This is a genomic window from Marinobacter sp. DUT-3, assembly GCF_050379435.1.
Classification (GTDB): Bacteria; Pseudomonadota; Gammaproteobacteria; order Pseudomonadales; family Oleiphilaceae; genus Marinobacter.
The window spans coordinates 20,502-38,704 of sequence record NZ_JBNRMG010000012.1 but is presented as its reverse complement, the minus strand read 5'-3'; the positions used below and the strand labels follow the sequence as shown (position 1 = coordinate 38,704).

General features: G+C 60.1%; 18 protein-coding genes. 4 read left to right on the top strand and 14 right to left on the bottom strand.

Annotated features, from left to right (window positions below; translation table 11 throughout):
* Positions 1-64: 64 nt before the first annotated feature.
* On the bottom strand, positions 65-280 hold the full coding sequence (rpsU, locus tag ACQUWM_RS16195) for a 30S ribosomal protein S21 (protein ID WP_007153483.1): 216 nt from the start codon (positions 278-280) through the stop codon (positions 65-67).
* A 238-nt stretch (positions 281-518) separates the two neighbouring features.
* On the opposite strand from rpsU, the gene tsaD reads away from it, so the two are divergent.
* The gene (gene tsaD, locus ACQUWM_RS16190; RefSeq protein WP_428922837.1) at positions 519-1,574 is read left to right on the top strand and encodes a tRNA (adenosine(37)-N6)-threonylcarbamoyltransferase complex transferase subunit TsaD; all 1,056 of its coding nucleotides are present in this window, start codon (positions 519-521) and stop codon (positions 1,572-1,574) included.
* Between the two features lie 7 nt (positions 1,575-1,581).
* On the opposite strand, the gene plsY is transcribed toward tsaD, so the two are convergent.
* Positions 1,582-2,166 carry a glycerol-3-phosphate 1-O-acyltransferase PlsY gene (gene plsY, locus ACQUWM_RS16185; protein ID WP_428922836.1) on the bottom strand — a complete coding sequence of 195 codons (585 nt, stop codon included), beginning with the start codon at positions 2,164-2,166 and terminating at the stop codon, positions 1,582-1,584.
* 153 nt (positions 2,167-2,319) lie between these two features.
* Between plsY and folB the strand changes: the two genes are divergently transcribed.
* Both folB and folK (ACQUWM_RS16175) read left to right on the top strand, forming a co-directional pair.
* The gene (folB, locus tag ACQUWM_RS16180; RefSeq protein WP_406988936.1) at positions 2,320-2,676 is read left to right on the top strand and encodes a dihydroneopterin aldolase; all 357 of its coding nucleotides are present in this window, start codon (positions 2,320-2,322) and stop codon (positions 2,674-2,676) included.
* Positions 2,676-3,197, top strand: a complete 522-nt coding sequence (gene folK, locus ACQUWM_RS16175; RefSeq protein WP_428922835.1) for a 2-amino-4-hydroxy-6-hydroxymethyldihydropteridine diphosphokinase — start codon at positions 2,676-2,678, stop codon at positions 3,195-3,197. The genes folB and folK (ACQUWM_RS16175) overlap by 1 nt, the downstream gene beginning before the upstream one ends.
* Here folK (ACQUWM_RS16175) and pgi read toward each other — a convergent pair.
* The 10 genes from pgi to dksA all read right to left on the bottom strand — a co-directional run bounded on the left by pgi (position 3,183) and on the right by dksA (position 15,265).
* Complete coding sequence (pgi, locus tag ACQUWM_RS16170) at positions 3,183-4,841, bottom strand: glucose-6-phosphate isomerase (protein WP_428922834.1); 1,659 nt, start codon at positions 4,839-4,841, stop codon at positions 3,183-3,185. The genes folK (ACQUWM_RS16175) and pgi overlap by 15 nt on opposite strands.
* Positions 4,842-4,873: 32 nt before the next feature.
* Complete coding sequence (gene panC / locus ACQUWM_RS16165) at positions 4,874-5,722, bottom strand: pantoate--beta-alanine ligase (protein WP_428922833.1); 849 nt, start codon at positions 5,720-5,722, stop codon at positions 4,874-4,876.
* Positions 5,719-6,513 (bottom strand): 3-methyl-2-oxobutanoate hydroxymethyltransferase, encoded by a 795-nt coding sequence (panB, locus tag ACQUWM_RS16160; RefSeq protein WP_428922832.1) that lies wholly within the window; start codon positions 6,511-6,513, stop codon positions 5,719-5,721. Before panB ends, panC begins: the two co-directional genes overlap by 4 nt.
* A gap of 114 nt (positions 6,514-6,627) precedes the next feature.
* Positions 6,628-7,137 carry a 2-amino-4-hydroxy-6-hydroxymethyldihydropteridine diphosphokinase gene (gene folK, locus ACQUWM_RS16155; RefSeq protein WP_428922881.1) on the bottom strand — a complete coding sequence of 170 codons (510 nt, stop codon included), beginning with the start codon at positions 7,135-7,137 and terminating at the stop codon, positions 6,628-6,630.
* Between the two features lie 8 nt (positions 7,138-7,145).
* Positions 7,146-8,465: a polynucleotide adenylyltransferase PcnB gene (gene pcnB, locus ACQUWM_RS16150; protein ID WP_407001415.1), complete on the bottom strand. Its 1,320-nt coding sequence runs from the start codon at positions 8,463-8,465 to the stop codon at positions 7,146-7,148.
* An 810-nt stretch (positions 8,466-9,275) separates the two neighbouring features.
* A complete protein-coding gene (locus ACQUWM_RS16145; RefSeq protein ID WP_407001338.1) occupies positions 9,276-10,685 on the bottom strand; it encodes a sigma-54-dependent transcriptional regulator in 1,410 nt (469 codons plus the stop codon).
* Between the two features lie 6 nt (positions 10,686-10,691).
* On the bottom strand, positions 10,692-13,655 hold the full coding sequence (locus ACQUWM_RS16140; protein WP_428922831.1) for an ATP-binding protein: 2,964 nt from the start codon (positions 13,653-13,655) through the stop codon (positions 10,692-10,694).
* Positions 13,645-13,821: a hypothetical protein gene (locus ACQUWM_RS16135; RefSeq protein WP_406988948.1), complete on the bottom strand. Its 177-nt coding sequence runs from the start codon at positions 13,819-13,821 to the stop codon at positions 13,645-13,647. The genes ACQUWM_RS16140 and ACQUWM_RS16135 overlap by 11 nt, the downstream gene beginning before the upstream one ends.
* 70 nt (positions 13,822-13,891) lie before the next feature.
* Complete coding sequence (gluQRS, locus tag ACQUWM_RS16130) at positions 13,892-14,764, bottom strand: tRNA glutamyl-Q(34) synthetase GluQRS (RefSeq protein WP_428922830.1); 873 nt, start codon at positions 14,762-14,764, stop codon at positions 13,892-13,894.
* A 60-nt stretch (positions 14,765-14,824) separates the two neighbouring features.
* The gene (gene dksA, locus ACQUWM_RS16125) at positions 14,825-15,265 is read right to left on the bottom strand and encodes an RNA polymerase-binding protein DksA (RefSeq protein ID WP_406988951.1); all 441 of its coding nucleotides are present in this window, start codon (positions 15,263-15,265) and stop codon (positions 14,825-14,827) included.
* Positions 15,266-15,441: 176 nt separating this feature from the next.
* Here dksA and sfsA point away from each other — a divergent pair, with 176 nt between their 5' ends.
* Positions 15,442-16,170 carry a DNA/RNA nuclease SfsA gene (gene sfsA / locus ACQUWM_RS16120; RefSeq protein WP_428922829.1) on the top strand — a complete coding sequence of 243 codons (729 nt, stop codon included), beginning with the start codon at positions 15,442-15,444 and terminating at the stop codon, positions 16,168-16,170.
* On the opposite strand, the gene ACQUWM_RS16115 is transcribed toward sfsA, so the two are convergent.
* Both ACQUWM_RS16115 and ACQUWM_RS16110 read right to left on the bottom strand, forming a co-directional pair.
* On the bottom strand, positions 16,154-16,522 hold the full coding sequence (locus ACQUWM_RS16115) for a Rieske (2Fe-2S) protein (protein WP_407001334.1): 369 nt from the start codon (positions 16,520-16,522) through the stop codon (positions 16,154-16,156). The two genes, sfsA and ACQUWM_RS16115, sit on opposite strands and share 17 nt — an antisense overlap.
* Entirely contained in the window at positions 16,519-18,141 is a 1,623-nt protein-coding gene (locus tag ACQUWM_RS16110; protein ID WP_428922828.1) for an AAA family ATPase, read from the bottom strand. The genes ACQUWM_RS16115 and ACQUWM_RS16110 overlap by 4 nt, the downstream gene beginning before the upstream one ends.
* Between the last annotated feature and the right edge of the window lie 62 nt (positions 18,142-18,203).

The window sequence follows — 18,203 nt, the reverse complement described above, 5'->3', positions numbered from 1 at the left end:
CTCTGTGCAGCCTGCGGCTTAACAGGCGACTATTGGTATGCAGTCAAGCGGCGTCAGCTAAAGCTTAGTACAGACGCTCGAACTTGCGCTGTTCCCGCTGAAGCTTCTTGAGATGACGCTTAACGGCAGCAGCTGCCTTACGCTTGCGTACGGCTGTCGGCTTCTCGTAGTGCTCACGGCGACGTACTTCCGACAGTACACCTGCTTTTTCGCAGGAACGCTTGAAGCGACGCAGGGCTACGTCAAACGGTTCATTCTCTTTCACTTTAACAGCTGGCATTCGAAAATCACCTACCTGATGTATTCGGTTTCTGTTTTGTCTGATCGACTCGTGCGTCAAATCGACTCGATACCTGGTCAGATTGGCTAAAACTCGACCAGTGCTCATTTAAGGGCGGCAATGATAGCCCCTGCTCCGGGGTGAGGTCAATGTTTGTTCGATGAAACTGCCAGAGGGTTTCGGCTTTCTGCTAAAATACGGCGCTAACCATTCATGCCACCCGTTGTGATCCTTGTATATGCTGATTCTTGGAATTGAAACCTCCTGCGACGAAACCGGTGTTGCCCTCTACCACAGCAAGAAGGGGCTGCTGGCCCACGCCCTGTTCAGCCAGATTGACATGCACGCGGATTATGGCGGTGTGGTGCCGGAGCTGGCGTCTCGTGACCATGTCCGCAAATTGCTGCCCCTGTGTGATCAGGTGCTGGCGGACGCCGGGCACAGCCGCAAGGACCTTGAGGGCATTGCCTACACCGCCGGCCCGGGCCTGGTGGGGGCGCTGATGGTGGGTGGCTCCGTCGCCCACGCTCTGGGGTTTGCCCTGGGTATTCCGGTGCTGGGCGTACATCACATGGAGGGGCACCTGTTGGCGCCGATGCTGGAGCCGCAACCGCCGGCGTTTCCGTTTGTGGCGTTGCTGGTGTCCGGTGGCCACACCCAGCTGGTCCGGGTGGATGGTATTGGCGAATACGAGCTGCTGGGTGAATCCGTTGACGACGCCGCCGGTGAAGCCTTTGACAAGACCGCGAAGATGCTCGGGCTCGACTATCCGGGTGGGCCCAGGGTGGCGGCCCTGGCCGAAAAGGGCACCCCCGGCCGCTATCGCTTCCCACGGCCAATGACCGATCGCCCTGGGTTGGACTTCAGCTTCAGTGGCCTGAAAACGTTTACGCTCAATACCGTCACGGCGGCGGAAGAAGCCGGTGGCCTGGATGATCAGACCCGTGCGGATATTGCCCTGGCCTTTGAAGCTGCGGTGGTGGATACCCTGACCATCAAGTGCCGGCGAGCGCTGGAGCAGACCGGGTGCAAGCGCCTGGTCATTGCCGGTGGGGTGAGCGCGAACAAACGCCTGAGGGCAGGGCTGGAGAAGATGGCGGAAAAACTCAGGGCCGGTGTGTTCTACGCCCGCCCCGAATTCTGTACGGATAACGGCGCCATGATCGCCTACGCGGGTTGTCAGCGTCTGCTGGCCGGGCAGCGGGATGGGGATCGCATTGTCGCGGTGCCGCGCTGGCCCATGAATACCTTGCCGCCGGTGTCCCAGCCCCGGGCTAATGGGCTGGTGGACTGACGGGACACTAAAACTTGCTTTCCCGCCCCTGTGCCAGGCGAATCAGGTTGTTGCGGTGGCGCACAACGATCAGGATGGCGAGCAGGCCGAACAGGGGCAAGGTTCTGGGTTCGATCAGCGCGCTGATCAATGGGCCGCTGACGATGGCGATAACGGAGGCCAGTGCGGAAATGCGCCAGCGCCACATTACCAGCAACCAGATGGCGGCCATCAGCAATGTGGTTATGGGGGCCAGTGCCAGTCCGGAACCCAGTGCCGTTGCCACTCCCTTGCCCCCCTGGAAGCGATAGAAAATCGGTACCATATGGCCGGTCACGGCGCACAGCGCGACCATGGCCTGGGCCAGGATCGACAGGCCGGCGGCGTGGGCGATCCACACCGGAATAAACCCTTTGGCGGCATCCAATGCCAGGGTCAGGGTGGCGGGCAGCCAGCCACCGTTGCGATAGACGTTGGTGGCCCCGGGGTTGCCGGAGCCGAGGGCCCGGGGATCTGGCAGTTTCCAGAGTTTGCAGATTTCCAGGGCAAACAGCACCGATCCGGCCAAATAGGCCAGGGCACAGAGAAGTACGATCAGTAAAGGGTCGCTCATCGGATTCACGGGCAATTGTCCCGGAGCAAAGACGCGTCCGGGTGATATGTGCGAAAATGCCGGCCCCAAGTGCGGCAGGCCGAGAATCACACAGTATCCGTAGCCTGTACGTTATTCAATCAGCAAAGAGTGTAATCCGGGAGAAAACATCCGGTGGCAGACAGTGTTCTGATCGAAGGCCTGGCCGTAGACGCGGTGATTGGCGTGTATGACTGGGAGCGTGATATCACCCAGAGGCTGGTGGTGGACCTGGAAATGGCCTGGGATAACCGCATTCCCGGGGCATCCGACGACGTCGCCGATGCGCTGGACTATGCCGCCGTGAGCGAGGCAGTGACCCGCTGGTTGCAGCAGGCGCAGCCCCAGCTTCTCGAAACGGCGGCCGAAGGCCTGACCGCCATGATCCAGCAGGATTTCGGAGTGCCATGGCTGCGGCTGACGCTGCGCAAGCCGGGGGCTGTCCCAACCGCCAATGCCGTTGGTGTCCGTATTGAGCGAGGGCAGGCGTGATGCCGGCCATGGCGCGGGTCTATGTCAGCATCGGCAGCAACACAGATCGCACGCGCTACGTCACGGCAGCGCTGGATACCCTTGCTCAGTGGTTTGGCGAGCTAACGATTTCACCGGTCTACGAGAGCGAAGCCGTCGGGTTCGACGGCTCACCGTTCTATAACCTGGTGGTAGGCGTGGATACCGACTGGCCTGTAGGCGAGCTTTCACGCCGCTTCAAACAGCTGGAAGCCGATAACGGCCGCCGTGCCGGGGCCCCCAGGTTCAGTGCGCAAACTCTCGATCTGGATATCCTCACCTACGACGGCATGGTCGGAGAGATTGACGGGGTGGAGCTGCCGCGCGTCGAAATCCTTCGCAACGCCTTTGTGCTCTGGCCGTTGTCTGATGTGGCGCCGGACACCCGCCACCCGGTCTGTGGCAAGACCTATCGGGAGCTGTGGCAGGCGTATTCCAGCGACCAGAAGCTCTGGCCCGTGGAATTCACCTGGCAGGGAAAGCGGATCTCACGGGCGTTTTGACCGGAACAGTCGGATCAGTTCGTCTGTTGAGCTATCGCTGGTCGTCTCGGCGGGCTGATCACCGATAATCTGGTCAAGAATGCCCTTGCCCATCTGTTTGCCCAGCTCCACCCCCCACTGATCGAACGAATCCACATCCCAGATTACGCCCTGTACAAAGGTGCGATGCTCGTACAGTGCAATCAGGGCGCCAAGCGTCTCCGGCGTGAGCTTGTCCATCAGCAGGGTATTGCTCGGTTTGTTGCCCGGGATCACCTTGTGGGGCGCCAGCGCTGCAATGTCGTCTTCTGCCAGCCCGTCCCGCGCCAGTTCCTGGCGGGCTTCGTCCTCGGTCTTGCCCGCCATCAGGGCCCTGGTCTGGCTCAGGCAGTTGGCAAACAGGGTGGCGTGATGCTCACCCACCGGGTTGTGGCTTTGCAGGGGGATAATGAAGTCTGCGGGAATCAGTCGCGTACCCTGGTGCAGAAGCTGGTGGTAGGCGTGCTGACCGTTGGCGCCGACACCGCCCCAGATAACCGGGCCGGTGGGGTAAGTCACCGGTTGGCCGTCCCGGGTGACGCATTTGCCGTTGCTTTCCATGTCCAGTTGCTGCAAATGCGCGGGCAGGCTTTCCAGGTAATGGTCGTAGGGCAGGATGGCGTGGGTCTCGGCGCCCCAGAAATTGCTGTACCAGATGCCCAGCATGGCCATGATCACCGGAAGATTCTGCCCCAGTGGGGTATGGCGAAAGTGCTCATCCATGGCGCGTGCGCCGGCCAGCAGTTGCCGGAAGTTCGCCATCCCCACCAGCAGTGCGATCGGCAGCCCGATCGCTGACCACAGGGAATAGCGGCCGCCGACCCAGTCCCACATCGGGAATATGTTCTCACTGGCGATACCGAAGGCCTCAGCCTCCCGGGGGTTGGCTGTCACGGCGACGAAGTGCCGGGCAATCGCCTCCTCGGTGCCCCCATTGTTCAGGAACCAGTCCCGCGCGATTCGACCGTTCTCCAGGGTTTCCTGAGTGCGGAAGGACTTGGACTGAACGAGGAACAGGGTGGTTTCCGGGTCCACCTGACGCAGAACCTCTGAAACATCGGAGCCATCAATGTTGGCCACGAAGTGCCCGCTGAGCTGATCGCTCTGGTACGGCTGAAGCGCTTCGCAGACCAGTTTGGGGCCCAGGAATGATCCGCCGATGCCGATGCTTACAACGTCCGTAAAGGCTTTCCCGCTGAAGCCGGTGCGCTGACCTGAAAGAACGTCGTTGGTAAACGCCTCCATGCGGGCCAGCGTCTGTTCCACTTCGGGCATGATGTCGATTCCATCGACCACTATCGGGTCGCCGCCCGTATTTCGCAGCGCAGTGTGCAGGGCCGGGCGGTCTTCGGTGACGTTGATGCGGTCGCCACGGAACATGGCTTCTGTCTGTTCCGGTACCCCGCACTGTTTCGCCAGGGCCATCAGGTTGGTCAGGATATCGTCGGTGACCCGGTTCTTGGAGTAGTCCAGTGACAGGCCCGCCCCGGTGGTGAAAAATCGTCGTGCGCGATCCGGGTCCTGCCGGAACAGGTCCCGCATGTGGGTGTTGTCCAGCCGTTGCCGGAGGTCGGAAAGAATCCGCCACTCGGGGCGGGTGGTGAGCGGCACGGGATCCTGGGGCATGATTGATTCCTTTCGGCTGAAGGGGCTTTTGATCACCGGGTGACAGACAGGTTATCGATCAGGCGAGTGGTCCCAAGGAATGCGGCGACCAGTATGGTCAGTTCGGTATCCTCGGGCATCGCCGGCTTCAGGGTCACGCTGTTGACGATATTGAAGTAGTCCGGCCGCAACCCGGCTGCGGCCAGGGCGTCGTTGGCTTCCTGCTCGAGGGCGCTGAAGTCGGTACGACCTTCACTAAGCTTGCGAGCGCTTTCCTGAAGGGTCTGGTAGACCACCGGTGCAATGGCTCGTTCGTCGTCGGTCAGGTAGCCGTTGCGGGAGCTCTTTGCCAGCCCGTCATCCTCGCGAATGGTGGGAGCACCGATCACTTCCACCGGAATCATCAGATCGCGGACCAGTTTGCGGATAACGGCCAGTTGCTGGAAGTCTTTCTCGCCAAACACCGCAATGTCCGGCTGTACCATGTTGAACAACATGGTGACCACGGTCGCCACGCCTTCGAAATGGCCCGGGCGGCTGGCCCCGCAGTGGCCATCGCTGACTTCCGGGACAATCACCTTGGTTTGCTGGACCAGGCCGTTGGGGTAGATTTCCTCGACGCCGGGGGCAAAGACCAGGGTATTGCCGGCCGCCTCAAGCTGCCTCTGGTCCTCATCCAGGGTGCGGGGATAGGTGTCCAGATCTTCACTGGCGCCGAACTGCATCGGGTTGACGAAAATGCTGGTCACCACCACGTCGGCGGCTTCGCTGGCCTTGCGGACCAGGGAAATGTGACCTTCGTGCAAGTTGCCCATGGTCGGGACCAGTCCAATGGTTTTGCCTTCCCGGCGATAGCCGCGAAGGATGGTGCGTAATTCTTTCAGGGAGTTGACGGTTCTCATGCCTTGAACGTGTGCTCCTCGGCGGGGAATGAGCGGTCGCGTACTGCTTTGACGTAGGCTTCAACAGCCTTTTGTACGGAACCGGTGTCGGCCAGGAAATCCTTGACGAAACGGGGTTTGCGGCCAGTGGTGATACCCAGCATGTCGTGCACGACCAGCACCTGGCCGTCGGTGTCTGCGCCCGCGCCGATGCCGATCACCGGAGCCTTGACGGCCTGGGTAATGCGAGCCGCCAATGGCGCTGGTACGCATTCCAGAAGAATGATGTCGGCCCCGGCGGCTTCCAGTTCGCAGGCATGCTCAATCATCATTTCCGCCGCGTGGTCGTCGCGGCCCTGCACTTTGTAGCCGCCGAACTTGTTGACGAACTGCGGAGTCAGGCCAAGGTGGGCGCACACGGGTACGCCGCGTTCGCTCAGGGCGGAGATGGTGTCGGTCATCCAGTCCGTGCCTTCCAGCTTGACCATATGGGCGCCGGCACGCATCAGCTCCGCGGCGTTTTCCAGGGCCGCTTCTGTGGTGCCGTAGGTCATGAACGGCATGTCCGCCATGATCAGTGAGCCACGGTTGCCTTTGGCGACCGAGCTGACGTGATAGATCATCTGATCCATGGTGACGGGCAGGGTGCTGTCGTGGCCCTGAAGCACCATGCCAAGCGAATCGCCAATCAGGATCACATCCACGCCGGCTTCACTGACGATCTGTGCGAAGGTGGCATCGTAGGAGGTGAGGACGGAGAAGGCTTCGCCCTTTTGCTTGTATTCCCGCAGGGTATTGATGGTAACAGCCATAAAATCCTTGCCTTGTGGGTGGATGGGCCAAGACCGCGCCGGGGTCAGCCGGCATTCAGGTGTTAAGGGTAATCCGGGGGTGTGGCTGAGGCAATAGTACCACGATCCCCGGGATCAACCGGGTGGGAACGGTTCCCGTGGGATCGGGGGCAGCAGGCGCAGATTGTTGTCGGGGCATTGCTGCCTCAGGTGGGCAATGGTCTGCCCGTCGGGCAGTGTCAGATCCGCCTTCAGGTCCAGCAGGGGTTGCAGTGCAAAGTCGCGGTTGGGAAGTTCCGGGTGGGGGACTGTCAGGCGCTCGGTGTCGATGGTGGCATCTCCGAACACCAGCAAGTCCAGGTCCAGTGTTCTCGGCCCCCAGTGCTGCGTTCTCTCCCGGCCATGGCGGTGCTCAATGGTCTGAAGGTGATCGAGCAGTTCCAGGGCGCCAAGTGACGTACGCAGCCATGCCGCGCCGTTGACGAAATCAGGCTGATCCTGAGGGCCAACGGGGCGGCTGCTGTAGAACGCCGACTGTGCCACCAGTGTAGTGTCTGGCAAGGTCGCCAGTTCAGTCATCGCCCGGGCCAGCTGCGACGTGGGGTCCGCAAGGTTGCTGCCAAGCCCGATAAAGGCGTCCGTCATCGGCATGATCAGGTCCGGTTGGCGGGCTTACGTTTGCGCCGGCGCTTTTTGGGCGCGTCGGCGGTCAGCTCGCTGAGCATTCGCTCCTGGCCGCGCTCGTCGGTCGCCTGGAAGTCGGTCCACCATTGCCCCAGTCCCGGTTCGATCTCACCTGCAGATTCCCGCACCAGCAGAAAGTCATAGGCTGCGCGGAATCGAGGGTGCGACATCGCCATGAAGGCCCGCTTGCCCTGGCGGCGGGGCAGGCGCATCTGCATTTCCCAGATTTCCTTCATCGGGCCGGAGAAGCGCTTCGGAATGGACGTAGCCTGGACCTGGCGGCCAATCACCGTGGCGATGGCGCCATGAAGAGCCGGCTGTACCGGGTCGCCGTTATCCTGGCGGTGGCGCCACTCTGCCTGCAGCGCCGGCCACAGCATCGCCGCGAACAGGAAGTAGGGGGTGACGGACTTGCCCCTGGCAATGCGGGCGTCGGTGTTGCGCAGAGCCTGGCGAATCAGTTCGTCCGGCTCGCCGTTATCCAGTGCCCTGACGGTTTCGGGGAACAGCGGAGCCAGCAGGTTGTACTTTCTCAGCAGGTCGTAGGTGGCTTCGCCATACCCGGCAGAGAACAGTTTGAGGACTTCCTCGAACAGCCGGGCCGGTGGGATGTGGGTCAGCAGCGGCGCGAGTTCGCGAATCGGTTCTTCGGTGCCCGGCTCGATGTCGAAGCCAAGTTTGGCGGCAAACCGTATCGCCCGGAGCATCCGCACCGGATCTTCGCGGTAACGGGTTTCCGGATCACCAATCAGTCGCAACTGACGGTTGTTCAGATCTTCCACGCCGCCTGCGAAGTCGATGACGGTGAAATCGCGGATGCAGTAATACAGGGCGTTGACGGTGAAATCCCGCCGCAGGGCATCTTCTTCCTGGGAGCCGTACACATTGTCCCGCAGCAACAGGCCATGCTCGCTGGTGCGACGATCATCGTCGTCTGCTTCGTCGTCCGCTTCCACAGCGTTGCCACGGAAAGTGGTGACTTCGATGATTTCACGACCGAAGACCACATGAACGATACGGAACCGGCGGCCAATCAGGCGGGAATTCCGGAACAGGTCGTGGACTTCTTCCGGCGTGGCATTGGTGGCGATATCAAAGTCCTTGGGCTGGCCGCCCAGGAGGATATCACGCACACCGCCGCCCACCAGGTAGGCTTCAAAGCCGGCTTTGTTCAGCCGGCTCAGCACTTTCTTGGCCGGTTCGCTGATCGCGGAGCGGGAGACGTTGTGCTGGTCCCTCGGGATTTCACGCCGCTGGTAGGCGCGTTGCTTCTTTCCGCTACCCGGCATGAAGGACTGGATTTTTTCGACAAACTTCTCGAAGGGTGAGGTATTTGAGTTAGACATTGAATTCCGTTATTGCGAGAGCAAAAAACGAGAGTTTAACGGTTTGGACAGGATTTGCACACGTTTGCGGGCGAATGGCCGGGAAAAGCGGGCAAGAAATGTCCAATCCGGGGCCGGGAGCGGACTTTCCGTGGGCCAGATAATCAAAAGGCGGATCCGTTCTCACGAATCCGCCCTGAAAGCGTTGACGATCTGCATTGTTTTTGTTGTTGCCGGGATTTTTCTTCGTTTTTGTACCCCACTGTGTATCCCTAAATACAGGGATCTCAGTAGCGCAAACGGAAGGCTTTGAATACACAGAGCAGTCAGAAGCATCGAGCAAGTCAGGAGTAAATGCAGTGCCGCCTGGAAGGCGATTCTTCTCTACATCTACAACTCGCACGTGCCAAGGGACCACTAAAAAGCACAGTACCCAAAACACTCAGTTCGCTTACGCTCTAATTCTTGTTTTTGTTACCGAACGTTTTCCTGCAGCTTTTTGTTTTTGTTTTGACGCTGCGTTGTCACTCTTGTTTTTGTTGTTGTGCGCTTAATAGAGTGCAGGGCGTGTGCCAGTTTTTGGAATATCAATATTAACAATGACTTAGAAAAATGGTGGTCGTAAGTGTTACCCCGTATGCGACCTAAGTGTTACTGAGATCTCGTTTTGTTTTCCGGGAGTGTTACCGTACGGAACGCGCGGTAACAACTGAGCTGGGGTTCACACTTTTAGGTAGCTAACCATGCCGATGATGCCAGCGGGTAGCTGATATTTCAGTTGCCTGAGCTTTTCTTGCGGGGGATGCCAAGGCGTTGGCGACGTTCCCACAGGGATTTGCGGCTGATCCCCAGCTTCTGCGCCAGTTCGGTCTCGCTCATTTTGTCCTGATTCTCCAGAACAAAATGCTGGAAGTAGTCTTCCAGGGACAAATCGTTGGAGGATTCCGGCTCACGGTTGCGGACCTGCTCGTTATTGCCCTCTACCAGGGTTTCCGGAATGTATTCGTCGTCGCCTTCGTACTCCAGGTCCAGCAGGGACGGAGTGATCAGGTCGGTGTCACACAGGATGGTGGCGCGCTCAATGGCGTTCTCCAGTTCGCGCACGTTGCCTGGCCAGCGGTGTCTCTGCATGGACCTCATCGCTTCGGGGCTCAGGTTCAGGTCGGGTTTGCCCATTTTCTCGCCCTGACGACGGAGGAATTTCTGGGCCAGCCCAAGAATGTCTGCCTGCCGTTCCCTCAGTGGCGGAATGCGGACCTGCATGACGTTCAGGCGGTAGTAGAGGTCCTCGCGGAACTCGCCGGTTCGGGTCATGGCTTTCAGGTTACGGTGTGTCGCGGCGATCATGCGCACGCTGACCTTGCGGCTCTGGGTTGAACCGACCTTGCGAATCTCGCCTTCCTGAAGTACCCGCAAGAGCCGCGCCTGGGCTTCCGGTGGCAGTTCCCCGATTTCATCCAGGAACAGGCTGCCGCCGTCGGCCGCCTCGATCAGACCGGTGCGGGCGGAGACGGCGCCGGTGAATGATCCTTTCTCGTGGCCGAATAATTCGGATTCAATCAGGCTTTCCGGTATCGCGGCGCAGTTTACGGAAATCAGTGGTTTGGTGGCGCGCGGGCTGAGCAGGTGCAACGCCCTGGCGGCCAGCTCTTTGCCGGTGCCGGACTCACCCTGGATCAGTACCGTGGTTTCTGTGGGTGCCACCTTGCGAATCAGGGTGAAGACTTTCTGCATGGCCTCGCACTTGCCGAACATGATGCTGGCGGGGTCGCTGCGGTTAATGTCCCCGCTCTGGTCAACCGTATCGGCGTCTGTGTCATCCGTTGGCGGGGTGTGTTTCCGCGCCAGGATGTTTTCCACGGCCGCGAGCATCTCGTCGTGATCAAACGGCTTGGCGATGTACTCCACTGCCCCCATTTTCATGGAGTCCACGGCTGAGCGCAGGCTGGCGTAGCTGGTCATGATCAGCACGGGAGTATTGGGTGCGCGGTTGATCAGTTCGGTGCCCGGGGCGCCAGGCAGGCGCAGATCGGAGATGATCAGGTCGAAGTCATCCGGATCCTGATTCTGTTCGGCTTCCTCAACGGAACCGGCATCGGCGACCTCATAGCCGGCGTGCTGCAGTAACTTCCTTACTGCAGAGCGAATGATCTCTTCGTCTTCTACGATCAGAATGCGAGGCATAGGGTTTTACAACCTTTCGTTCTGGCTGGTGGCAGCATTTTCGGGTTCCGGTTCGTAAGCGGGCAGTTTTAGCTGTACCCGGGTGCCCTGGTCGGAGGTCGGGTTGGCCGGGCTCTCCACATGGATGTTGCCGTAATGCTCTTCAATGATGCTGTATACCAGCGATAGACCAAGGCCGGTGCCCTTGTTGGGGGCCTTGGTGGTGTAAAAGGGTTCGAATATGTGATCGAGTTGATCCCGGGGGATGCCCGACCCCTCATCGGTGACTTCGATGATAGCGGAGTAGCCATCGCGGTTTCCACTGGCTCTTATGGTGCCTCCTTCCGGGGAGGCGTCGCGGGCATTGGCCAGCAGATTTACAAAGACCTGAACCAGCCGTTGCTCATCGCCCAGCACCATCAGGTGATCGGGGCAATCGTTGATGTACGTGATGCCCATGCCACGGTCACTGAGAGACAGGAGGTTGATGGATTCATCCAGGCAACGGCGGATAACCACCGGTTCGTAGCGGTTGGCCTGAGAGTGGTTGCCGGTGCGGGCAAAATTCATCAGTGACTGCAGGATGGTCGAGATTCGCCGCGTTTGCTGCTGAATCTGCTCCGCCGTTGAGAGAATCTCCGGGTCTTCGGTTTCCAGTTTCAGGTTCTGGGCCAGGGAGGATATCCCCGTCACCGGGTTGCCGATTTCATGGGCTACGCCTGCCGCCAGTCGCCCGACCGAGGCCAGGCGTTCGCTGTGCATCAGTTCGTCTTCCAGCAACCGGGTTTCGGTCTGGTCTTCCACCAGGATGATGCTGCCCCCTTCCGGGTGGTCGGGGCCGCTCAGGGCTGCCTTGTGCAGGTTCAGCCAGTGAGGTTTGCCGTTCAGGTCCATCCGGTGTTTGTAGCGGTGCAGGTCCTCACCACTGTTGAAGTCATCCAGCAGCAGGTGCCAGTGTTCCGGGAGGGCCAGCAGGCGGGCGCCCACCACGTCATCCGCAGTGATATTGGTGAGCTGTTCGATGGCGTTGTTCCACATCAGAATCTCGCCGTCGTCACCCACGGAGCAGGCGGGAATGGGCAGGTTCTGAAGGGTTTGCCGGTAATGTCGGCGCAGGTTGTCCAGTTCTCCCGCCAGGCCCGTTAACTGGTTCTGGTAGTCACCCAGGGCCCTCTCCACGTAGCGGATGTCCTGGGCGGTGCCGCCGCTGGCCATGGGCTTGTAGCCCAGGTGGCGCTTGACCAGGTCCCTGGCGACAGCCGGGCCCAGAAGGCCTGACAGGTTGATCTCCACCTGGTCCCTCAGCCGCCTCAGCTGGTAGGGGCGGTATTCCATGTTAGGCAACTTGAGCTGCGCCAGGGCGCGTTCGACCTCGCGCCTGGCCACGCCATGGCCCAGGGGATCGGCCAGCTGGACGACAAAGTCCGCCGATGAGGTGGCGACAAGTTCCCGGCGGTGAGGCCGGGACAGGGCTCCGAGGGAACACGCCTGGGCGGCACTGGTTTCTTCGGCGGTGCTGGTACTGAGAATAGAGATCAGCGCGAACACCGTGACATTAACGGTGAGGCTGATGAACGTAAAAATGTGCCAGTTGCTGTAGTCAGGTACCAGCGGCGCGCCAAGCCATTCCAGCAGGTTGGCGGTATGGGAGAACGGCAACACCAGGGTGAAGATCCAGATCGCGAGCCCGGAAACCAGTCCGGCGATCAATCCGCGCCGGTTGCCTTCCGGCCAGTAGATCACGCCGAGCGCGCCCGGCAATAACTGCAGCGTGCCGGACAGCGAGATAGCGCCGAGAATGGACAGGTCGAGCCTGGTGCCAATGGTTTCATGGAACAGCAGCGCCGCAAAAATAATGACGGCAATCAGCAGGCGCTTGATCCATTGCAGCCAGTGATAGATGTCACCATGGTCTTTCGGGGTGCGCAGCGGCAGCACCACGTGGTTCAGTACCATGCCGGCCAGCGCCAGGGTACTTACGATCATCAGGCCGCTGGCGGCGGACAGGCCGGCGATATACATCAGCAATGTCAGCGCAGGACTGCCCAGGGCCTGGGCAGTGCCGATCGCGAAAAAGTTCGGGCCCGTGGTTGCCGCGAGTTCCTGACCACCCCAGAGAATCAGAGGCACCGGCAGCCCGAGCAGTAACAGGTACAGCGGCAGTCCCCAGCTGGCCTTGGCGAGCGCCTTGGGCGAGGGGTTCTCACTGAAGGTCATGTGGTACATGTGGGGCAACACCAGGGCGCCGGCGAAGGACATCAGCATCAGTGCGCGCCAGCTGCCGTCGTCAATGCTCATGGCCATGGTGTTGGCCGGGGAGCTCTGGTTTTCCAGCCAGACTTCCAGGCCGCCCATGCCACCGAAAACGCTGAACAGGATGACGCCGCCCAGGGTCAGCAGGGCCACAAGCTTGACCACGGAATCGAAGGCGATTGCCAGGACCAGCCCCTGATGGCTTTCGGAGCCCTGGTTGCGCCGGGTACCGAACAGCATGGCAAACAGTACCACGGTGATGCTGAACATCACGCTGATCAGGTTGCGGGACGTGTCCGGGGCCAGCAGGCTGGCCGAGGTGGACACGGCCTGTATCTGCATGCTGAGCAGCGACAGGATGGCCGCGCCGGAGCAAATGGTCACCAGGGTGCCCGCCCACTGGCTGCGATAGCGGTAGGCGAACAGGTCGGCCAGTGACGTCAGTTGATAGGCGCGACCAATGCGCATGACCGGGTTCAGCAAGACCGGAGCCAGCAGGAAGGCGCCACTGATGCCCAGGTAATAGGCCAGGAAGCCGAAGCCGGATTCGGCGGCAACACCGACAGCGGCATACACCGCCCAGATACCGGCATACACCCCCAGGCTCAGGGTGTAGACCAGGGGGTGCCTGACCCAGTGCCGTGGCACGACTCCGCGCTCGGTAATCCAGGCAACGCTGAAGAGGATGATCAGGTAGAACAGGCTGGCCAGCAGCAGGCCGGTAGCGCTAAAACTCATTTGGGTCTCGCCGCCACTCAAGCCAGAACCCGATGGCGATCAGTCCGGCCCAGATAACATAGGGGGTGTACCAGGCGTTGCCCGGTGAGGTCCACCAGTCGAGGATGTTCGGTGAAAAAATATAGATGGCCAGAACCAACAGGAAGACCAGACGATAGATATACATCAGGCATGGTATCCGCGCTGAAGTTTGTGAAAGGCTCGGAGCCTCTGAACAGCTCCTTATACCATGTAGCTTACCGGGATGTCAGGGGGATTGCCTCCCGCTGCCAGTGTCTGGTTGCCCAGGCAAGAACATCGGCGACCGGCTGCAGGTGCAGCTCTGGTGGTGGATTTTGCCCCAGGGCTTCGAGAGCCTGGGCCAGGTTCCGGGCAGGTTGCTGATCGTCCAGTGCCGGGGCGTGGTTCTGCTTGCTGAGTTTCTGACCTTCGGCATTGAGAATGACTGGGATATGGAGCCAGCGCGGCGGGGTTGCGCCCAGCGCCCGGTAAACCTGTTGTTGCTGGGCTGTCATGTCCAGCAGGTCGGATCCCCTTACCACGTCGGTAATACCCTGATCGATATCGTCGACCACTACGGCCAGCTGGTACGCGTAGAACCCCTCCTTGCGCAGAATGACCGGGTCGTCCACCTCGGCGGTGACCGGTTGAACCTGCGGCCCCAGCAAATCGTCCGACCAGTGGCAGGTTTCATCCTGAAGGGCGAATCGAATTGCATAAGGGCGGTCTGCCGGCGGGCGGTTACCGTCACGGCAATGGTCCGGATGCCGGCCGTGATGCTGTTTCAGCTGTTTTCGGGAGCAGCCGCAGCGGTAGGCCGACCGGGTTGTCAGTAGTTGATGGATAGCGGTTTGATAGGCATCGTGCCGCTGTGACTGAAAGCGCACGGGTTCGTCTGGCTGCAGTCCGTGGCAGTCGAGGCTGTGAAGGATGCTGTCGGTGGCTTCCGGGCTCTCCCGCAGGGGATCAAGGTCTTCAATGCGGACCAGCCAATGGCCCTGCCGGGTCCTGGCTTCCAGGTAGCTGGCCAGTGCGGTCACCAGGGAGCCAAAGTGCAACGGGCCTGTGGGGGAGGGGGCGAACCGACCGCGGTAAGGGATATCAACCATAGCAATCAGTTGACCGGCCCGCTATTGCTACCAGGCCGGTTGGTCTGACGATGGTCCGGCTCAGATGCCGGTCTGACGCTCGCGGATTTCCGCCAGGGTCTTGCAGTCAATGCACAGGGTGGCCGTCGGACGTGCTTCCAGGCGGCGAATGCCGATTTCCACGCCGCACTGGTCACAAAAACCGTAGTCGTCCTTGTCAATGCGATCGATGGTCTGGTCGATTTTCTTGATTAACTTTCGCTCACGGTCACGGGTGCGCAGTTCCAGGCTGAATTCTTCTTCCTGGGTTGCGCGGTCGCTTGGATCCGCGTAATTTGCGGCGTCTTCCTGCATGTGGTGCATGGTGCGGTCCACTTCTTCCATCAGTTCCTGCTTCCAGCGCAGCAACAGATTCTTGAAGTGCTCCAGCATTTCAGCACTCATGTACTCTTCACCCTTCTTCATTTCATAAGGGGTGAAGTTGGTAAAACGTTCGCGTGGTTGTTCTGCAGTGTTTGCCATTGAACCCGGCCTCTTGTTTGTACTTCACAAGAACGCTTTGCTTCCCGCCGCGCCAGCCTTGGCTGCGCGGTTTAACCCTGGATGAAGCATTCGTCCTGAAACGGGAATTTGCGGAAAATAGCAGATAAGTCACAGGGGTGCCAGCCTTGTGATCAGACTTTCACACGGAGACCTCCATGAACTTCCCCCAACCCCTGATTAAAGGCAAATTGATTCGACGTTACAAGCGTTTTCTGGCGGATGTGCTGCTGGACGATGGCTCAGAGGTGGTGGCCCATTGCCCCAACACGGGCTCAATGCTGGGCTGCCAGCCGGATAATGCGCGGGTTTGGCTGAGTGAGAGTGACAACCCCAAGCGGAAGCTTCGCTACACCTGGGAGTTGGTGGAGACCGCGCCCGGGGTGCTGGCCTGCATCAATACCGCGCGCCCCAATGCCCAGGCGAGAGAGGCCATTGAGGCCGGTCGGGTGAAAGAGTTGTCAGGCTATGGTAGTTGCCGGAGTGAAGTCCGTTACGGGGCTGAGAAAAGCCGTATTGATCTCCACTTGTCGGGGCACGACGAGCTCGCCGATGCCTGGGTCGAGGTCAAGAACGTCACCCTGTGTGAGGACGGCTCAGGGTTTTTCCCGGATGCCGTGACCACGCGGGGGCAGAAACACCTGCGGGAACTGATGGCGCAAGTGGCGGCGGGGGATCGTGCGGTCTTGCTGTTCGTGGTCAACCACACCGGGATCGAGTCGGTGCGTCCGGCGGACCATATTGATGCCACCTATGGGGTGTTGCTCAGAGAGGCGGTCGGCGCGGGGGTGGAAGTGCTCGCTTACCGTGCGGATCTTGGCAATAAGGCGGGGCCCACCGGCAGGCTGGCGCTGACCAGCCCTGTGCCCGTTATTCTGGACGCCTGACCAGAAGATCGTCACCGGTTTCGGTCACCTCCAGGGGGATCAGGGCGTCCCCCTGGCAGGGGCCGGCGATGCACTCACCGCTGTCTGGCAGAAACAGTGCGCCATGGGTGGCGCACTGAATGAAGCAGTTATCCGCATCCATGAAGCGACCGGGCATCCAGTTCAGTTCAATGCCCAGATGCGGGCAGCGGTTGAGATAAGCATAAACCTTGCCGCTGCGGCGGAACACGAAGCCCCGCTGATCCATTGTTTGTTGCTCAGGATTGCCCTTGACGAGTGTGAACTCGACAAACTGGCCCTCCCTGAGTTCAGCCGGTTGGCAAACCCGTTGCCATGATGGGGCGCTGGTCATCCCAGCCCGAAGTGCTGACGTATCCGGTCAGCAACCGCCTCGGCAACGTGCTCCTGATCGGTGTGGAGGTGGATGGTGTGGGTCTTTTCCTCGGTCGTCAGCGGTTCAAACCAGGTTTGCTGGGCATCGAGGATTTCTTCAGTGGCTTCTGAGGCATCGCCGGAGCGTTTGCGAATCCACTCTCTGCGCAGATCTTCCGGGGCTTCACAATGGATCAGCGCGAACGGAATCCCCTGGTTTTCCGCCACATCCGTCAGCAGTGTCCGCTCACTCTGTTTCAGGGAGGCGGCATCCACTATGACCGGAAGGCCGGCGCCAAGCAGGTTGCTGGCGATGTCGGCGAGCCGTTGATAGGTCTTCCCGGTGGCTTCTGGCGTGTAAATGTTGCCGCCGGCGGGCGATTTGCTCTGATCCAGTGGCCCCAGGCCAAACAGTCGTTTGCGCTCGACATCCGATCGCAAGCGAACCAGTCCGAGCTCCTCCGCCATTGCTGCACTGACGCAGGTTTTACCGCTGGCGGACAGGCCGGTAGTTGCCAGCATGTAAGGATTGGGAATGGCGCTGTAGCTTTCCGCCAGTTGGGCGTAGTCCTGATAACGCTGCATGAGCCCGGCTTTTTCGGCTTCCGAGAGCGAGGGATTGCCCAGGGTGAACAGCGCGATCTTGGCCCGGACCATGGCGCGGTAGGCCTTGTACAGGGGCAGCAGCGGCAGGGCGCCGAAGTCGTCCCGGTATTCCAGGTAGGTGTTCAGCACCAGATTCGCCAATGCCGGCTCGCGGCGGGATTCCAGGTCCATCAGCAGGAACGCCAGGTCATTGATGACATCAATCCAGCGGAAGGGCTCATTGAACTCGATGCAGTCAAAGACGGTAACCTCGCCGTTGAATACGGTGATGTTGGAGAGGTGGAGGTCACCGTGGCATTCGCGGACAAACCCGTTTTCCCGTCGGCTGGCAATCAGCTCCCGCTGGCGCTCGAACGTGGTGCGCGTCCACTCTTCCAGGTTGTCCAGCTGTTGCAGCAATGACTTGTCATCAAGCAGGGGGCGGATCTGGTCAAAGTTTTCCTGCATGGCGGCGTAGACCGCCTCCGGCGTGCCCAGGGGTTTGTCGCTGGCCACTGTCGGCAACTGTTCGTGGAAACCGGCGGCCTGCCGGGCCAGGCTGGTCAGCAGCTCCGGTGTCAGCGCGCCTTTTTCCTGGCGAACATCGAACAGCTCGTTCTGATCGAACTGGTGCATGCGGATGGCATACTCAAACGCTTCCCCATCGCCTCCGATTTGTGGGTTGTCCGGGGTTCCGGTGATCGGCACTACGTCCAGGTAAAGGCTTTCCGCGAGGCGGGAATTCAGTCTCAGCTCTTCTTCGCAAAAGTGCTTGCGGCGGTCCAGCGTGGAGAAATCGAGAAAGCCGAAATCCATGGGCTTCTTGATCTTGTAAGCATAATCGCCAGTCAGGATGACCTGGGAGATGTGAGTCTCGAAAACCTGGAATTCCGTGACCGGATGGTCATACAGCGCCTCATTCTGTAGCGCCAGAATCAGGTCGTGGGTGTTGGTGTCGCTCAAAGCTCTCTCCTCGCATTCCCTGAACTTGTTGATTTTTCTTGGACCTATCATAACGGGCAGATTACAGAAATAACACATGGATAACCTGCCTTCCGGGCCGATGCTTTCGTTAT

Bases quoted from the DNA above. Each gene is read 5' to 3' on its own strand.
- rpsU (WP_007153483.1), bottom strand. From the start codon at position 280: ATGCCAGCTGTTAAAGTGAAAGAGAATGAACCGTTTGACGTAGCCCTG.
- tsaD (WP_428922837.1), top strand. From the start codon at position 519: ATGCTGATTCTTGGAATTGAAACCTCCTGCGACGAAACCGGTGTTGCC.
- plsY (WP_428922836.1), bottom strand. From the start codon at position 2,166: ATGAGCGACCCTTTACTGATCGTACTTCTCTGTGCCCTGGCCTATTTG.
- folK (WP_428922835.1), top strand. From the start codon at position 2,676: ATGCCGGCCATGGCGCGGGTCTATGTCAGCATCGGCAGCAACACAGAT.
- pgi (WP_428922834.1), bottom strand. From the start codon at position 4,841: ATGCCCCAGGATCCCGTGCCGCTCACCACCCGCCCCGAGTGGCGGATT.
- panC (WP_428922833.1), bottom strand. From the start codon at position 5,722: ATGAGAACCGTCAACTCCCTGAAAGAATTACGCACCATCCTTCGCGGC.
- panB (WP_428922832.1), bottom strand. From the start codon at position 6,513: ATGGCTGTTACCATCAATACCCTGCGGGAATACAAGCAAAAGGGCGAA.
- folK (WP_428922881.1), bottom strand. From the start codon at position 7,137: ATGACGGACGCCTTTATCGGGCTTGGCAGCAACCTTGCGGACCCCACG.
- pcnB (WP_407001415.1), bottom strand. From the start codon at position 8,465: ATGCCGGGTAGCGGAAAGAAGCAACGCGCCTACCAGCGGCGTGAAATC.
- ACQUWM_RS16145 (WP_407001338.1), bottom strand. From the start codon at position 10,685: ATGCCTCGCATTCTGATCGTAGAAGACGAAGAGATCATTCGCTCTGCA.
- ACQUWM_RS16140 (WP_428922831.1), bottom strand. From the start codon at position 13,655: ATGAGTTTTAGCGCTACCGGCCTGCTGCTGGCCAGCCTGTTCTACCTG.
- ACQUWM_RS16135 (WP_406988948.1), bottom strand. From the start codon at position 13,821: ATGTATATCTATCGTCTGGTCTTCCTGTTGGTTCTGGCCATCTATATT.
- gluQRS (WP_428922830.1), bottom strand. From the start codon at position 14,764: ATGGTTGATATCCCTTACCGCGGTCGGTTCGCCCCCTCCCCCACAGGC.
- dksA (WP_406988951.1), bottom strand. From the start codon at position 15,265: ATGGCAAACACTGCAGAACAACCACGCGAACGTTTTACCAACTTCACC.
- sfsA (WP_428922829.1), top strand. From the start codon at position 15,442: ATGAACTTCCCCCAACCCCTGATTAAAGGCAAATTGATTCGACGTTAC.
- ACQUWM_RS16115 (WP_407001334.1), bottom strand. From the start codon at position 16,522: ATGACCAGCGCCCCATCATGGCAACGGGTTTGCCAACCGGCTGAACTC.
- ACQUWM_RS16110 (WP_428922828.1), bottom strand. From the start codon at position 18,141: ATGATAGGTCCAAGAAAAATCAACAAGTTCAGGGAATGCGAGGAGAGA.